At 75.9% G+C, this 17,269-nt stretch carries 3 protein-coding genes and 1 pseudogene; all 4 read right to left on the bottom strand.

Annotated elements, in window-relative coordinates; genetic code table 11:
• Positions 1–375: 375 nt before the first annotated feature.
• Positions 376–3,783 (bottom strand): annotated as a pseudogene (locus E0500_RS28910) (type I polyketide synthase); the annotation flags it as partial.
• Between the two features lie 76 nt (positions 3,784–3,859).
• Positions 3,860–8,929 carry a type I polyketide synthase gene (locus E0500_RS28905; RefSeq protein WP_181587171.1) on the bottom strand — a complete coding sequence of 1,690 codons (5,070 nt, stop codon included), beginning with the start codon at positions 8,927–8,929 and terminating at the stop codon, positions 3,860–3,862.
• Entirely contained in the window at positions 8,818–13,521 is a 4,704-nt protein-coding gene (locus E0500_RS28900) for a type I polyketide synthase (protein ID WP_181587170.1), read from the bottom strand. The genes E0500_RS28905 and E0500_RS28900 overlap by 112 nt, the downstream gene beginning before the upstream one ends.
• A gap of 94 nt (positions 13,522–13,615) precedes the next feature.
• Positions 13,616–17,224 carry a type I polyketide synthase gene (locus E0500_RS28895; protein ID WP_131565447.1) on the bottom strand — a complete coding sequence of 1,203 codons (3,609 nt, stop codon included), beginning with the start codon at positions 17,222–17,224 and terminating at the stop codon, positions 13,616–13,618.
• Positions 17,225–17,269 lie beyond the last annotated feature (45 nt).

The raw sequence follows: 17,269 nt of genomic DNA, 5'->3' as shown, positions 1-17,269 counted from the left end.
GCGGGAGTCGGCGAAGCGGGGGTCCGCCAGCCACGACCGGACGAGGCCGAGGACGTGTTCGGTGGTGCCTCGCAGGGCGTTGGGGAGGGGCGCGTCGTCGGTCTCGCAGGTGATGCTGGTGAGGACTACGGGGGGTGCCGCTTCGAGCGTGGCGAGGTCGGGAGCGGCGGTGACGGTGATGTCGGTGGCGCGCAGGATGTCGGCCAGGTCGTCGGCGTCGGTGCCGATGACGGCGAGCTGGAGGTCCCTGGCCGTGACCTCGCCGAGGACGGACGGCCAGTCGATGGTGAACAGGGCGTCGGGGACGTTGGGGGAGGTCGCTGTCGCGGGGCGCGTGACCAGGGCGTCCACCGTGAGGACCGGGTTGCCCGCGGGGTCCGTGGCCGTCACGGTGACGGTGTCGTCGTCCAGGCGGGCGATGCGGGTGCGCAGGGCGGTGGCGCCGGTGGCGTGCAGGCGGACGCCCTCCCAGGAGAAGGGCAGGCCGCCCTCGCTGAGGGTGCCGAGGTCGCCGTGGGTGGCGGCGTGCTGGGCGGCGTCGGCCAGGGCCGGGTGGAGCAGGAAGGCCGTGGCGTCGCTGTGCGCAGGGCTCGGCAGGGTGGCCTCGGTGAAGAGTTCGGTGCCGCGTCGCCAGGCGGCGGTCAGGCCGCGGAAGACCGGCCCGAAGTCGAAGCCGAGCTCGGCCAGGTGGTCGTAGCAGTCGGTGAGATCGATGGGCTCGGCACCGGGCGGTGGCCACGCGGTGTCGGGGGACGGGTGGGCCGGGCTGTCCGACGCGGTGTCGAGTCGGCCGGAGGCGTGGACGGTCCACTCGGCCCGCGGTTCGGCGGTGTCGGGGCGGGAGTGGACACTGACGGGGCGGCGGCCGTCGGCGGCGGGTGGGCCGACGCGTACCTGGAGTTGGACGGCCTCGCGTTCCGCGATGTCGAGCGGGGCCGTGAGGGTGAGGTCGTGGACGCGGTCGCAGCCCGCCTCGTCGCCGGCCCGCAGGGCGAGTTCCAGGAAGGCGGTGCCGGGGAGCAGGACGCGGCCGTGGACGACATGGTCGGCGAGCCATGGTTGCCGGGCGGGGGTCAGCCGGCCGGTGAGGACGACGCCCTCGCCGTCGGCCAGGTCGACGGTGGCGGCCAGCAGCGGGTGGCCGGACGCGCCGAGGCCGAGTCCGGTGGCGTCTCGGGCGCGGCCGGTGCCGGTGGGCCAGTAGGGCTGCCGTTCGAAGGCGGTGGTGGGCAGGTCGACGCGGCGGGCACCGGTGTCCTGGTAGAGCGCGGCCCAGTCGACGGTTCCGGCAGCGCTGGCGGTGTGCAGCCGGGCCAGGCCGGTGACCAGGGACAGTTCCTCGCTGCGGTCGGCGCGCAGGAGCGGTACGGCGACCGTCTCGGGGTCGGCGAGGGTCTCCTCGACGAGGGCGCTCAGCACGCCGTCGGGGCCGAGTTCGAGGTGGGCGCGCACGCCTTGGGCGGCGAGGGTCCGTACGGCGTCGGCGAACCGCACGGTGGCGACGGTGTGCCGGGTCCAGTGGTCGGGGTCGCGCAGTTCGCGGGCGGTGGCGGTGCGGCCGGTGACGGTCGAGACGACGGGCAGCCGCGGGTCGTGGAAGGTGAGCCCGGCGACCACGGCGCGGAAGTCGTCGAGGACGGGCGTCATCAGCGGTGAGTGGAAGGCGTGCGAGACGGCGAGCCGGTGGGTGCGGTGCCCGGCGTCACGGAGCCGGTCGGCAGCCGCGAGTACGGCGCCCTCGGCACCGGACAGGACCAGGGAGGCCGGGCCGTTGACGGCGGCGAGCGCGACGTCGCCCCCGAGCAGCGGGCGCACCGCGTCCTCGGACGCCGCCACGGCGACCATGGCGCCGCCCTCGGGCAGCACCTGCATGAGGCGGCCGCGGGCGGTGACGAGGGCACAGGCGTCCTCGACGGACAGCACACCGGCGACATGCGCGGCGGTGATCTCGCCGATGGAGTGCCCGGCGACGAAGCCGGGGCGCACACCCAGCGATTCGGTGAGCCGGTACAGGGCGGTCTCGACGGCGAAGAGTGCGGGCTGGGCGTGTTCGGTGCGGTTGAGCGCGGCCTCGTCGCCGCCCCACATGACGTCCCGCAGGGCGGGGTCGAGGTGGCCGAGCAGCTCGTCGAGTGCTTCGGCGAACGCGGGGAAGCGGTCGTGCAACTCGCCTCCCATGCCGGGACGTTGGCTGCCCTGACCGGTGAAGAGGATCGCGAGGCCGCCCTCTGTGGCGGTGCCGCGGGCCAGTTCGCGCGGTCCGTCCTCGTGCGGCAGGAGTACGGCGCGGTGTTCCAGGTGGCCGCGTCCTGTGGCGAGGGAGTGACCGACGTCCGGTGCGGCCAGGCCGGAGGCGGCGGCCGTGACCCGGTGGAGCTGGGTGTCGAGGCCGGTGGCGGTGCGGGCGGACACCGGCCATGGCGTCAGGGCCGGGGTGGGTGTGACGTCGGGTTCCTCGGCGGGCGGGGCCTGTTCGAGGACGACGTGGGCGTTGGTGCCGCTGATGCCGAAGGAGGAGACGCCGGCGCGGCGTGGGGCGTCGGTGTGCGGCCAGGGCGTGTTGGCGGTGAGGAGCCGTACGGAGCCGGCGGTCCAGTCCACGTCGGGCGTGGGCTCCTGGGCGTGCAGGCTGCGTGGGAGCAGGCCGGCCCGCAGGGCCATGACGGTCTTGATGACGCCGGCGACTCCGGCGGCGCCCTGGGTGTGGCCGATGTTGGACTTCACCGAGCCCAGCAGCAGGGGTCGTTCGCGGTTCTGGCCGTATGCGGCGAGGAGGGCCTGGGCCTCGATGGGGTCGCCCAGTGTCGTGCCCGTGCCGTGTGCCTCGACGGCGTCGATCTGGTCGGGGGTGAGGCCGGCGTTGTCGAGGGCGGCGCGGATGACGCGTTGCTGTGCGGGCCCGTTGGGGGCGCTGATGCCGTTGGAGGCGCCGTCCTGGTTGAGGGCGGTACCGCGGACCACGGCGAGCACGGGGTGGCCGGCTCGCCGGGCGTCGCTGAGGCGTTCCAGTACGAGGACGCCGGCGCCCTCGCTCCAGCCGACCCCGTCGGCGGCGGCGGAGAAGGGCTTGCAGCGGCCGTCGGAGGCGAGGCCGCCCTGGGCGGTGAAGGACACGAAGGTGCCAGGGGTGCACATGACGGTGGCGCCGCAGGCGAGGGCGAGGGCGGACTCGCCGGTGCGCAGCGACTGCACGGCCCAGTGCAGGGCGACGAGGGAGGAGGAACAGCCGGTGTCGACGGTGACGGCGGGCCCCTCCAGGCCGAGGACGTACGAGATGCGCCCGGAGATCACGCCGGCGGCGTGGCCGGTGGTGGCGTAGACGTCCATGTTCTCGCGGGCTGCGGCGACGACCTTGCCGTAGTCCTGGATGGTGGTGCCGGCGAAGACGCCGGTGCGGCTGCCGCGCAGTGCGGTGGGGGCGATGCCGGCGCGTTCGAGGGCCTCCCAGGCGGTCTCCAGCAGGAGCCGCTGCTGGGGGTCCATGGCGAGGGCCTCGCGGGGGGCGATGCCGAAGAACGCCGGGTCGAACTCGGTCATCGCGTCGAGGAAGCCGCCTTCGCGCGCGCGGCTGCGGCCGGGTCCGTCGCCGGTGAGGCGGGCCAGGTCCCAGCCGCGGTCGGTGGGGAACGGGCCGATGGCGTCCCGTCCGTCGACGACGAGCTCCCACAGGTCCTCCGGGGAGGCGACGCCGCCGGGGTAGCGGCAGCCCATGCCGACGACGGCGATCGGTTCGACGGCCGCCGAGATGAGCTGCTGGTTGTGCCGCCGCAGCCGCTCGTTCTCCTTCAGGGAGGTCCGCAGCGCCTCGACGTAGGGGTTGGGTGTGTTCAATGCGGGCTCTCTCAAGTCGGGCGGGACGTCAGTCCGAGGTGGTCTCGGCCGCGAGCCGCAGCAGGCTCTCGCCGTCGAGGGCGTCCAGGTCATGAGGTTCGTGTAGGCCGGTGCCGCCGGCCGGGGTGCCGGTGGTCGCGGGGTCGCCGGCGGCGAGTTGCAGGATCAGGTCCAGCAGCCCGGCCTTGCGCAGCCGGGCGGGCGGGATGGCGGCGAGGGCGGCGCGGACCGTGGCGTCCGGGTCGTCGCCGACGGCGGCGGCCGGGGCGTCGGGGAAGAGTTCGGTGCGCAGGTGGGCGGCGACGGCCGTGGCGTTGGGGTGGTCGAAGACGAGGGAGGCGGGCAGGGCGAGGCCGGTGACGGCCCTGAGCCGGTTGCGCAGTTCGACGGCGCTGACGGAGTCGAAGCCGAGGTCGCGCAGGGCGCGTTCGGCGGGAACGGCGTCGGCGCCGGAGTGTCCGAGGGTGGCGGCGGCCTCGGTGCGGACGAGGTCGAGGAGCAGACGGGTGCGTTCGACGTCGGGCATTTCTGCGAGCCGGTCGCGCAGGCCGGGGCCGTCCTCGGGTTCGGGGGCGTCGGCGGACCCGGGTTCGGTGGCAGGCGCCAGTTCGGACAGCAGCGGGCTGGGCCGGGCCGCGGTGAAGGCGGGAAGGAACGCCGCCCAGTCGGTGGCCGTGACGGTCAGGCCTGTCACGTCCTCGTCGAGGGCGCGTTGCAGGGCGGCGAGCGCGGTGTCGGGGTCCATGGGGTGGACGCCGCGGCGCGCGAGTTCGGCGGCGAGGCCGGGTTCGGTGGCCATGCCGGTCTCGCCCCACGCGCCCCAGGCGATGGAGGTGGCGGGCAGGCCGGCGGCGCGGCGGTGCCGGGCGAGTGCGTCGAGGTAGGCGTTGGCGGCGGCGTAGGCGGGCTGGCCTCCGCTGCCCCAGGAGGCGGCGCCGGAGGAGAACAGCACGAACGCGTCGAGGTCGCGGTCCGCGGTGAGTTCGTGGAGGTGGCGGGCGCCCAGCAGTTTGGCGCTGAGCAGCGCCTGCAGGCTGTCCGGGGTGAGGGCGGTGGTGTCGCTGTCGCCGTCGGAGACGCCCGCGGCGTGGATGACGGTGGTCAGCGGCTGGTCGGCGGGCAGAGCGTCGAGGTGGGCGGCGAGGGCGGCCCGGTCGGCGACGTCGCAGGCGGCGACGGTGACCCGGGCGCCGAGTTCGGTGAGCTGTTTGATGAGGGTGTCGGCGCCGGGGGCGTCGGGGCCGCGTCGGCTGAGGAGCAGGACGTGGGCGGCGCCCCGGGCGACGGCCCAGTGGGCGAGGCGGCTGCCGAGGGCGCCGGTGCCGCCGGTGACGAGGGCGGTGCCGCCGGTACGCCAGGGCTGTGCCGCGGTGGGTTCCCCGGCGGGGACGAGACGGCGGGCGTGGGCGCCCGAGGGGCGCAGGGCCAGCTGGTCCTCGGTGGCGTCGGCGGTGAGCAGCGCGGCGAGCAGGGCGCCGGAGCGGGTGTCGACGGTGTCCGGCAGGTCGGCCAGGCCGCCCCACAGTGCGGGGTGTTCCAGGGCGGCGACCCGGCCGAGTCCCCACAGGGTGCCTTGGGCCGGGTGGCGGACGAGGTCGCCGGGTACGGCGGCGACGGCTTCCCGGGTGAGGCACCACAGCCGGGCTCCGGTGGGCCGGTCGGCGAGTGCCTGGAGCAGGGCGACGGTCGCGGCGAGCCCGGCGGGCACCGCCGGGTGACGGGTGTCGGTGGCGTCCTCGGCGAGGCCCAGCAGGGAGACCACGACCGTGAGGTGTGCGGGCAGCGCCGCGGCGAGGGTGGTGCGGTCGGCGGTTGCGGGGTCGATGTCCACGCGGGCGGTGCCGGGTCCGAGGGCGGCGACGACGGCGGCCACCCACGGGTCGGCGGTGTGCGTGTCCGGGACGACGACGAGGCGGTCGGCGGGCGGGGCCGTGGCCGTGATGGCCGTCGGGTGCCAGGTCTCCCGGTAGCTCCAGGACGCGGCGAGCGTCCGGCGCCGGGACCGCCGCCGCCAGTCGGCGAGGGCGGGCAGGACGGCGGCGAGCTCGGGCTCGGCGGCTCCGGTCTCGGCGGCGAGGCGGGCGGTGTCGGCGTCGTCGACGAGGTCCCAGAACGCGCTGTCCTCGCCGGCGCCGGCCTGCGCGGGGGCCGTGTCGGGGGTGGGCCAGTAACGGCGGCGCTGGAAGGGGTAGGTGGGCAGCTCGACGGCCGGCTCGGAGCGGGCGGCGGAGGGGAAGCAGGGCCGCCAGTCGACGGGCAGGCCCACCGTCCAGCCGGCCGCCGCCGACAGCAGGAAGGCGCGGGCGTCGGGGGCCTGACGGCGCACGGATCCGAGGACGACGGCGTCCTCGGCGCCCGCCGCTTCACAGGTCTCACCGATCGCGCCGGCCAGGACGGGGTGCGGGCTGCTCTCGACGAAGACCCGGTGGCCGGCGGCGAGCAGGGCGCGGGTGGCCGCCTCCATGCGCACGGTCTGCCGCAGGTTGCGGTACCAGTAGCCGGCGTCGAGGGCGGTGGTGTCGAGGCGTCCGCCGGTCACCGTGGAGTAGAACGGGACAGTGGCCGGGCGTGGGTTCAACTTCCCCAGGGCGGCCAGGAGTTGTTCCTTCACGGCCTCGGTCTGGGGGCCGTGCCCGGCGATGTCGGACTTGACGTCCTTGGTGCGCAGGTTCCTGCCCGCGCACATGTCGCGAAGTTCGTCGAGGGCGCCGTTCTCTCCGGAGACGACGACCATGGAGGGCCCGTTGAGGACGGCCACGCCGACCCGTCCGGGCCACGCCTGAAGAAGGGGTTCGACCTGGTCGACGGGCGCGAACACCGTCATCAGGCCGCCCAGTCCACCGAGTTCGAGCATGGTCCGGCCGCGCAGCGCCACCAGCCGGGCCGCCTCCTGAAGCGTGAAGGCGCCCGCCACATGGGCGGCGGCGATCTCACCCTGCGAGTGGCCGACGACGGCACCGGGTTCGATGCCGAGAGAGCGCCAGAGGGCGGCGAGCGCGACCATGGTGGAGAACAGCGCGGGCTGCACGACGTCGGCCCTGTGCAGTACGTCGGGGTCGTCGCCCTCGCCGCGCAGCAGGTCGACGGGCGAGAAGTCGACGTAGGGGGCGAGGGCGTCGGCGCAGTCGTCGACGGTGCTACGGAACACCTGTGAGGTGTCGTACAGTTCGCGGCCCATGCCCCACCACTGGGAGCCCTGGCCGGGGAAGACGAACACCGGGCCGGTGGCGGTGCCGGCGGTCGTGCCGCGGATGACGGCGGGGTCGGCAGTGCCGGTGGCCAGGGCGTCCAGCGAGTCGAGGAGCCGGGCGCGGTCGTGGCCGAGGACGACGGCACGGTGCTGGTGGGCGGCGCGGGTGGTGGCGAGCGACCAGCCGGCCGCCGCGGGCGCGGTCCCGGGCCGGGAGCGCAGGAAGGCACCTGCGCGGGCGGCCTGTTCGGCCAGCGCGGGAGCGGTCCGGGCGGACAGGAGCAGGGGCACGTCGGGGGTGTCGACCGGTGGCGTCACCTCCACGGTGGGCTCCGCCGCGGGCTGCGGGGGTGCTTGCTCCAGCACGAGATGGGCGTTGGTGCCGCTGATGCCGAACGCGGACACGGCGGCGCGGCGGGGCCTTCCGGTGTCGGGCCACTCCTCGGCGGACCGCAGCAGACGTACGGCGCCCGTGGTCCAGTCGACGCGAGTGGAGGGCGTGTCGGCGTGCAGGGTGCGCGGCGCGGTGCCGTGTTCGAGGGCCAGCACCGTCTTGATGACACCGACCGCGCCGGCCGCCGCCTGCGTGTGGCCGATGTTGGACTTCACCGACCCCAGCAGCAGCGGGTACGTGCGGTTGTGCCCGTAGGCAGCGAGGAGGGCCTCGGCCTCGATGGGGTCTCCGAGCCGGGTGCCGGTCCCGTGGGCCTCGACGACGTCCACGTCGGCCGGGCCGAGCCGGGCGGCGGCCAGGGCCTCGCGGATGACACGCTGCTGGGCGGGCCCGTTGGGCGCGGTGAGCCCGTTGGAGGCGCCGTCCTGGTTCACGGCCGAACCGCGGATCACGGCCCGTACCCGATGGCCCCGGCGTCGGGCCTCGCTGAGGCGTTCGACGACGAGGAGGGCGACGCCCTCGGAGTAGCCGGTGCCGTCGGCATCCTCGGAGAACGCCTTGGAGCGGCCGTCGCGGGCGATGGCTCCCAGCCGCTGGATACGGGCGAAGCTCGCCGAGTCGGTCATCACGGTGACGCCGCCGGCGAGGGCGAGAGCGCACTCACCCGCGCGGACGGCGCGCACCGCCTGGTGCAGGGCGACCAGCGAGGAGGAGCAGGCGGTGTCGACGGTGACCGCGGGGCCGTTCAGGCCGAGGGTGTAGGAGACGCGCCCGGACAGGGCGCTGGCGGCGAGGCCGGTGGCGGCGTGGCTCTCGGTGCGCTCGGCGGAGCCGCTGACCACATGGGCGTAGTCCTGTCCGTTGCTGCCGACGAAGACGCCGGTGCGGGTGGAGCGCAGGGTGTGCGGGTCGATGCCGGCCCGTTCCACGGCCTCCCAGGCGGTCTCCAGCAGGAGCCGCTGCTGCGGGTCCATGGTGACCGCCTCGCGCGGGGAGATCCCGAAGAAGGCCGCGTCGAAGTCGTGGGCGTCGTAGAGGAATCCGCCTTCGAGGCGCCCGCCGTCCGCGAACTCCGTCAGGTCCCAGCCGCGGTCGCCGGGGAAGGGCCCGATGGCGTCGCGTTCCTCGGCGAGCAGGTCCCACAGGAGCTGCGGGGAGTCGGCGCCGCCGGGCAGCCGGCAGGCCATGCCGACGATCACGACCGGGTCGTCCGCGTCATCGGCGTCGTCGCGGGATCCGGGCGGGCCGGCGGGTGCGGCTTCCACGGGGTCCTCGCCGGTGCCGGTCAGGGCGGCCAGCAGATGTTCGGCGAGTTCGCGCGGGGTGGGGTGGTCGAAGACGACTCCGGCGGCGAGTGACAGTCCCGTCGCGGCGACGAGCCGGTTGCGCAACTCCACGGCGCTCAGCGAGTCGAACCCGGAGGCCCGGAACGCCCGGTCGGGCGGTACGTCGGCGGACCGCCGGTGACCGAGGGCGCCGGCGGCCGCGGTGCGCACCGCGTCCAGGACGAGCATGGTGTGTTCGGCGGGCGGTGCCGTGCGCAGCCGGTCGGCCAGGGGCGTCGTGGCGGCGTCCGGTGTGTGGGAGGCGTCCGGGGTCGGTACGGCGGGGTGGTCGTCGAGGACCGGGCTGCGGCGCGGGCCGCCGCGCAGTGCGGCGGCGAGGGGGCGAGGTCGGCGACCAGGAGGGCGGGGTGGGGCTCGGTGGTGGCTTCCAGCAGGGCGGTCAGGGCCAGTTCGGGGTCGAGGCCGCCCAGGCCGGACCGTCGGCCCTGCGCGTCGTCGAGCACGGCGGCCATGCCGGCGCCGCGCCAGGCCGCCCAGGCGATCGACACCGCGGGCAGCCCCTCGGCACGGCGGCGGGCGGCGAGGGTGTCGAGGACGGTGTTGGCCGCCGCGTAGTTGGCCTGGCCGGGGTTGCCGAGGGCGCCGGACACCGATGAGAACAGCACGAACGCCGACAGGTCCTGGTTTCTGGTCAGTTCGTCGAGGTGGAGCGCGGCGGTGGTCTTGGCGCGGAACACGTCGGTGAACCGGTCCGGGGTGAGCCGGTCCAGCACGCCGTCGTCGAGGACTCCGGCGGCGTGCACGACGGCGGTCAGCGGCTGCTCGGCGGGGATCGCGGCGAGCAGGGCGGCGAGCGCGTCCCGGTCGGCGACGTCGCAGGCGGCGATGTCCACCTCGCAGCCGGCCTCGGCCAGTTCATGTCTCAGGTCGCCCGCGCCCGGCGCGTCCGGGCCGCGGCGCGAGACCAGCAACAGGCGCTCGGCACCCTCCTCGGCCAGCCGACGCGCGACCTGTGCGCCGAGGCCGCCGGTGCCGCCCGTGACGAGGGTGGTACCGGCGGGACGCCATCCGGTGGGCGTGCCGCCGGGCACTCCCCCGGGCGCCTCGGGCTCCCGTCGAGGCGCCGGCACGAGCCGCCGGACGAGGGCTCCGGTGGCACGTACGGCCACCTCGTCCTCGCCGCGCGAGGCCGTGAGGGCGGCCAGCGCGAGGGCGACGGTGTGCGCGGTGGGGTCGTCGGCCGGCAGGTCCAGCAGGCCGCCCCAGCGGTCGGGGATCTCACGGGCGGCGACCCGGCCGAGCCCCCGGAGAGCGGCCCCGGCGAGGCCACGGGCCCGGTCGCCCTCGGCGGCGGCCACGGCGTCACGCGTCGCACACCACAGGGGTGCCCGCAGCCCGGCGTCGCCGGTCGCCTGAACGGCGGTCAGCGCTGCGAGGAGCCCGGCCGGCACGTCCGCCACGTCGGAGTCTTCCAGTGCCCCGGCAGGCAACGTTCGCCCGTCAAGGAGCGGCGTCGTGGGGGTACCTCCCGCCCGAGGCGTGCGAAGCGCGGTTCGAGGGTGGGGGTGCGTGCTCTCGGCGTGCCGGCCGGAAGACCCCGTTGGTGGACCGGACGTACTTGGGCTTTCGGCCGGTGCGGCGAAGGGGTTCCCCCCGTCCGAGCCGTGCGAAGCCGGTTCGAGGAGGGGGGCGCGTGCCGGACGTCGCGACGAGGCGAACGTTGCCTGTTGGGGCACTAGCGCGGTGAGGCACAGGATGCCCGCCGGCTCGCTGTCGCCCGCCGCGTCCCGCAGCAGTGCGGCGAGCGTGGCGCGGTCGGCGCCGGCGGGGCAGCGGACCGGCACGGCCGCCGTACCGAGGGCGTGGGCCAGCGCGCCTGCCCAGGGGTCGTCGTGCTCGGGCAGGAGGAGCAGCCAGGGGCCGGTCGTCCCACCGGGCGACGGAAGGGTGTACGGCTGCCAGTGCTCGCGGTGGCGCAGGGCGTCCAGGACGGCCCGGCCGCGGTGCCGGGACCGCCAGGACAGCAGGGCGGGCACCACGGATCGGACGGCGTCCTCCGGGACGCCGAGCCGGCCCGCGAGCGCGGCGGGTTCGGTGCGGCCGAGCGCCGACCACAGGTCCGTGCCGTCCGCCTCCCGGTTGGCGTGGCGGAAGGGGAAACGGCTGCGGCGGAACGGGTAGGTGGGCAACGCGACCCGCTCGGCCCCGGTCCCGGCGAACAGGGCCGTGAAGTCGACCGGGACACCGTGGACGTACAGCCTGGCCAGGGCCGTGACGGCGGAGTGCTCCTCGTCCGGACCGCCGTGCAGCAGCGGTGTGACGACGGCGCCGGGCGGCAGGGTCTCCTGTGCGAGGGCCGCGAGGACGCCGCCGGGGCCCACCTCCAGCCAGGCGCCGACGCCGTGCTCGGCCAGGGTGCGCACACCGTCGGCGAAGCGGACGGTCTCGCGCAGCTGGCGTACCCAGTAGTCGGGGGTGGTCAGTTCGCCGGGCCCGGCGAGCCGTCCCGTGACGTTGGATACGACGGGCAGGGTGGGTTCGGCGAAGGACAGCTCCGCGACGGCCGCACGGAACGGGTCGAGGGCGGGCTCCATCAGCGGTGAGTGGAAGGCGTGCGACACCCGCAGCCGCGCGGTGCGGTACCCGGCCCCGGCCAGGCGGGTCGCGACCGCGTCCACGGCCTCGTCGGGGCCGGAGAGGACCACGGAACGCGGCCCGTTGACGGCGCCCAGGACGACGCCGTCGGTGAGCAGCGGGCGGACCTCGTCCTCACCGGCGGCCACGGCGACCATCGCGCCGCCGGCCGGCAGGTCCTGCATCAGGCGGGCCCGCGCGGACACCAGGCGGCAGGCGTCGGCCAGGGACAGCACTCCGGCGACGTGGGCGGCGGCGATCTCGCCGACGGAGTGGCCCATGACGTACTCGGGCCGTACGCCCCAGGAGACCACGAGCCGGTACAGGGCGACCTCGACGGCGAACAGCGCGGGCTGTGCGAACTCCGTGCGGTGCAGCGTCCCTTCGTCCTCGCCCCACATCGCCGACCGCACGCGGGGGTCGAGCCCGGCGAGGACCTCGTCCAGGGCTGCGGCGAACACGGGGAAGCGGGCGGCGAGTTCATGTCCCATGGCGAGGCGCTGGCTGCCCTGCCCGGAGAACAGGACGGCGACGGACGGCTCGTCGCCCGCCACGGCTTCGGCGAGCGGCGGGGCGTCCTCGGCGGAGCCGAGCAGCACGGCCCGGTGCTCGAAGGAGGACCGTCCGGCGGCCAGCGAGTGGCCGATGTCGAGCGGGTCGTGCCCGGTGGCCCGCTCGCGTACGCGGGCCATGTGGTCGGCGAGGGCCTCGGCGCTGCGGGCGGACAGCGGCCAGGGCACCGCGCGTATGGGCGACGGGGCCGGTTCGGGGGCCGGCCTCGACTCGGCTGCCGGTTGCGGGTCGGGGGCCGCCTCCAGGATGACGTGTGCGTTGGTGCCGCTGATGCCGAACGCGGACACGGCGGCCCGCCGGGGTCGGCCGGCGCGCGGCCAGTCGGTGGGCTGCCGCAGTAGTTCGACGCGGCCCGCCGCCCATTCGACGGCGCCCGTCGGCTCTTCCGCGTGCAGGGTGCGCGGCAGCCTGCCGTGCCGCATCGCCAGCACCGTCTTGATCACGCCGGCGACGCCCGCGGCGGCCTGGGTGTGTCCGATGTTGGACTTCAACGAACCCAGCAGCAGCGGCCGTTCGCGGTCCTGGCCGTAGGTGGCGAGCAGCGCGGACGCCTCGACGGGGTCGCCGAGCGTCGTGCCGGTGCCGTGCGCCTCGACGGCGTCCACGTCGGCGGGGCCGAGTCCGGCGGTGGCCAGGGCCTGCCGGATGACCTGCTGCTGGGCGCGACCGCTGGGGGCGGTCAGGCCGTTGGAGGCGCCGTCCGAGTTGACGGCGGTGCCGCGTACGAGCGCCAGGACGGGGTGCCCGTGGCGGCGGGCGTCGGACAGACGCTCCACGACGAGGACGGCGACGCCCTCGGACCAGCCGGTGCCGTCGGCATCCGCGGAGAACGCCTTGCAGCGGCCGTCGGGGGCGAGGCCGCCCTGCCGGCTGAACTCGGTGAGGACGGCAGGGTCGGACATCACCGTGACGCCGCCGACAACGGCCAGTTCGGTCTCTGAGGTCCGCAGGGCCCGGACGGCGGTGTGCAGGGCGACCAGCGAGGAGGAGCAGGCGGTGTCGACGGTCAGGGCCGGGCCTTCGAGGCCGAGGACGTAGGCGAGCCGGCCCGACAGGACGCTGGCGGCGGTGCCGGTCATGGCGTGTCCGGCGCCGTCGCCGGGGCCGGGCCGACCGGAGTCCCACTGGTAGGTGCCCGCGTACACGCCGGTGCGGCTGCCGCGCAGGGACTGCGGGTCGATACCGGCGTTCTCCAGGGCCTCCCAGGCGACTTCGAGGAACAGTCGCTGCTGCGGGTCCATCGTGGCCGCCTCGCGGGGCGAGATGCCGAAGAACTCCGCGTCGAAGGCGTCGGCGCCGCCGAGGAACCCACCGCCGCGCGCGGCGCTCTCGGCGAGCAGCGCGGTCAGGTCCCAGCCGCGGTCGGCGGGAAAGTCGGTGACGGCGTCCTCTCCGGTGTCGACGAGCCGCCACAGGTCGTCGGGCGAGGTCACGTTCCCGGGCAGGCGGCAGCCCATGCCGACGACGGCGACGGGGTCGTCGCCGGATGCTCCGGGGGCGCGGTCCGTCTCAAGTTCCTCGATGCGCCGGTGGGCACGGCGCAGCTCCGCGGTGACCCGTCGGAGGTAGTCGACGACTGTGTCCTGCTGCTCTTCCTGCACGGGATGTCCCATCGCGTCGGCGGAGGCGTACGTGGCCTGCGGGTGGGGGTTGGCCCGCTGGGGTCACTGGCTTCGAGAGGTGGGGGGTGCCGCCCTGGAGCGCCGGTCAGCGGACCGGGAACTCCTTGTCGATCGGGAACTCCTGGTCTATGAGGTCCAGGAGCCGGTCGACGGGGGCGGCGGCGATGTCGGCTGCGTCCGCCGTGGCGCGGCCTCCATGGCCTGCGCCGCCGTTGCTGCCGTGGCCGCCGTCGACGCGGCCTCCCGGCGCGGGCTGCGGGGCGCGTCGGCCGAGGTCGGCCAGCAGGTCTTCGAGGCGGTGTACGGCGCGGCGGCGTGCGGGGTGGTCCCCGGGCAGGTCGCGCAGGGCCTGTTCGAAGCCGGCGGGCCAGTCGGGCAGGGTGTGCGGCTGCTCGTCGAGGTGCTCGGCGAGCCGGGCGGCGAGCGCGGCCGGGGTGGGCTGGTCGTAGAACAGGGTGGCCGGAAGGTCGAGACCGGTGGCCTTGCCGAGGCGCACCCGCAGCTCGGTCTCGGCGTAGGAGTCGAGACCCAGGGAGCGCAGGGCGAGACGGGGTTCGACACGGCCGGGGTCGGCGTGCCCGAGGGCGGCGGCGGCCTCGGCGCGCACCAGGGTGAGCAGCGCGCGGACCCGGCGCGGGCCGGTGAGGGCCCGTAGTGCGTCGGGGTCGGCGGCGGGCAGGTCGTCGGTCCGGCCCAGGGCCTGTGCCGGAAGTGGCGTCGTCCGCCCGGAGGGCGGGCCGGGCGGCGGCGATGGGGGTGCCCCCGCGCGAGCCCGGGTTCGAGCGTGGGGGAGCGTGCTCTCGGCGTGCCGGGCGGAAGACCCCGTTGATGGACCGGACGTACTTGGGCTTTCGCCCGGTGCGGCGAGTGGGGGTACCTCCCACGCCCTTGAGGCAGAGGCGGAGCGTGCCAGGCGTCGCCCGGCAGGCGTCGCTTCCGGCACAGGCCCCAGGGCGGGCACGGGCAATGCGGCCGGGTCTGACGGAGTGGGCCAGTGGCGTTCGCGTTGGAAGGGGTACGTCGGCAGTTCGGTGCGGCGGGCGCCGGTGCCGGTGAACAGGGCGGGCCAGTGCACGTCGCTGCCGGTGACGTGCAACCGGGCGAGCGCGATGAGCAGCGCCGTCTCGGGGTCGGTGCCGGCGCGCTGGGCGGCGACGGTCACCACGCCGCTCCACGCGAGCAGTTCGACGGTGCTCGCGGTGAGGGTGGCGTCCGTGCCCACTTCGAGGAAGGTGTGGACGCCCGCGTCACGCAGGGCGGTGACGGCGTCGGCGAACCGTACGGTGCCGCTCACCTGGCCGCTCCAGTGGGCGGGCGAGGCGAGGTCGGTGCCGGTGACACGGGTGCCGGTCAGGGTGGACACGACCGGGATGCGAGGCGTGCGCGGTTCGAGGCCCGTCAGATCACGGCGGAACTCGTCGAGGGCGTCGGCCACGAGCGGGGAGTGCAGTCCGTGCGGGGCGGGGAGGGCGGTGGTGGCGCGTCCCTCGGCCGCGAGGGCGTCGGCGATACGGGCGACTTCCCGCGCCGCGCCGGAGAGCACGAGCCGGTCGGGGCCGTCGACGGCGGCGACGGCGACGTCCGGGGTGAGCAGCGGTGCCACCTCGGCCTCGGTGACGCGTACGGCCACGGTGGCGGCGGACGCGAGCCGCTCGGCCAGCCGGACCCGGGCGGCGACGACACGGCAGGCGTCGATGAGGGACAACGCGCCGGCGGCATGGGCGGCGGCTATCTCGCCGAGCCCGTGTCCCGCGAGGTGGGTGGGCGTCCGGCCGAGGGACTCCAGGAGCCGGTACAGGGCGATCTCGTAGGCGAACAGGAGGGGTTCGGCGGTACGGGAGGCGCTGGGCGTGCCAGCCGTACCGGACGGGGCGGTGCCAGCCGTACCGGACGGGGCGGTGCCAGCCGTACCGGACGGGGCGGGTGTTCCGTGCGTGCCCGGTGTGCCGGGTTCGTGGGTGGCGCCGCCCACGACGTCGGGCAGCGGTTCGGGCAGCAGCCCGTCGAACGCCTCGCGTACGGCGGCGAAGGCACGCGCGAACACCGGGAACCGTTCGGCGAGGGCACGGGTCTGTGCGGCGTGCGGGCCGCTGCGGCCGGCGAACAGCACGGCGGAGGGGCCGGGTTCGGCAACGCAGCGGGCCGCGGTGGGCGTGCCGTCGGCGGACGCCAGCAGCACGGTACGGTGCGGCAGCGCGGTGGCCCGTCCGGTGGCCAGCGAGTGGGCGATGTCGACGCGGGCCCGGTCGTCGGCGGGGTCCAGCCGGCGCAGCCGGGCGACCGCCGCGTCCAGGGCGTTCGCCGACCGCGCGGAGACGACCCAGGGCACGATGTGCGGGCTGCCGCCGGGCTCCTCGGCCGGGACGGGTGCGGGCGGTGCCTGTTCGAGGACGACATGGGCGTTGCTGCCGCCGATGCCGAAGGAGGAGACAGCGGCGCGGCGCGGCCTTCCGGTGGCGGGCCAGTCGGTGGACTCGCTCAGCAGCCGCGCCGAGCCGGCGGACCAGTCGACGGCCGGGGTCGGCTCGGACAGGTGCGGGGTGGCGGGCAGGATGCCGTGCCGCAGCGCGAGCACGGTCTTGATGAGGCCGGCGATGCCCGCGGCGGCCTGGGCGTGGCCGAGGTTGGCTTTCACGGAGCCGATGAGCAGCGGGTGTTCGCGCTCACGCCCGTAGGTGGCAAGGAGGGCCTCGGCCTCGACGGGGTCGCCGACGCGGGTTCCGGTGCCGTGCGCCTCCACGGCGTCGACGTCGCCGGTGCCGAGCCCGGCGTCGTCCAGGGCCAGGGCGATCAGCTCGCGCTGGGCGGAGCCGCTCGGCGCGGTCAGCCGGTCGGTGGCGCCGTCGGCGTTGACGGCTGTGCCGCGGATCAGGGCGAGGACGGGGTGGCCGTTCAGCCGGGCGTCGGAGAGGCGCTCCAGGACGAGGACGCCGACGCCCTCGGCCCAGGCGGTGCCGTCGGCGTCGGCGGAGAACGGCTTGCAGCGGCCGTCGGGGGCGAGTCCTCCCTGCCGGGCGTAACCGACGAGGCTGCGGGGCGTGGACAGCACGTTGGCCCCGCCGGCCAGGGCGAGCGTGCACTCCCCGGCGCGCAGGGCACGGACGGCACAGTGCAGTGCGGTCAGCGAGGAGGAGGACGCGGTGTCCAGGGTGAGCGCGGGGCCGCGCAGCCCGAGGACGTGGGCGAGGCGGCCGGAGGCGACGCCGGGCGCGGTGCCGGTGACGGCGCCCGCGGCGGCGTCACCGGCGGCGCGCGCGGTGACCAGGGCGTAGTCCTCGCCGCTGACGCCGACGTAGACGCCGGTGCGGGTGCCGTGCAGCGACAGCGGGTCGATGCCGGCCCGCTCCACGGCCTCCCAGGCGGTCTCCAGCAGCAGCCGCTGCTGGGGGTCGGTGGCGACGGCCTCACGGGGCGAGAGCCCGAAGAAGCCGGCGTCGAAGTCGGCGACGCCGTCGAGGAATCCGCCGCGCCGGGGCACGGCGGCCCGGTCCGGACCGTCGAGGGCGTCCGGATCCCAGCCCCGGTCGGCGGGCAGCGGGCCGATGGCGTCGCCGACCCCGAGGAGCAGCTCCCACAGCCCCTCGGGGTCGGTGATCCCGCCGGGCAGTCGGCAGGCCATGGCGACGACCGCGACCGGCTCGGCGGCGACCGGGTCGTGCAGGTCGAAGAACTCCAGTCCGGACAGGATGGTCATGCCGCACCGCCTCCGATGGTTCAAGCACTCAACGAGACTGCTGTG

The organism is Streptomyces sp. KM273126 (assembly GCF_004337435.2).
Lineage (GTDB): Bacteria > Actinomycetota > Actinomycetes > Streptomycetales > Streptomycetaceae > Streptomyces > Streptomyces acidicola.
Note: the sequence above shows the minus strand (reverse complement) of the source record. Positions and strands in the feature narration are given on the sequence as shown.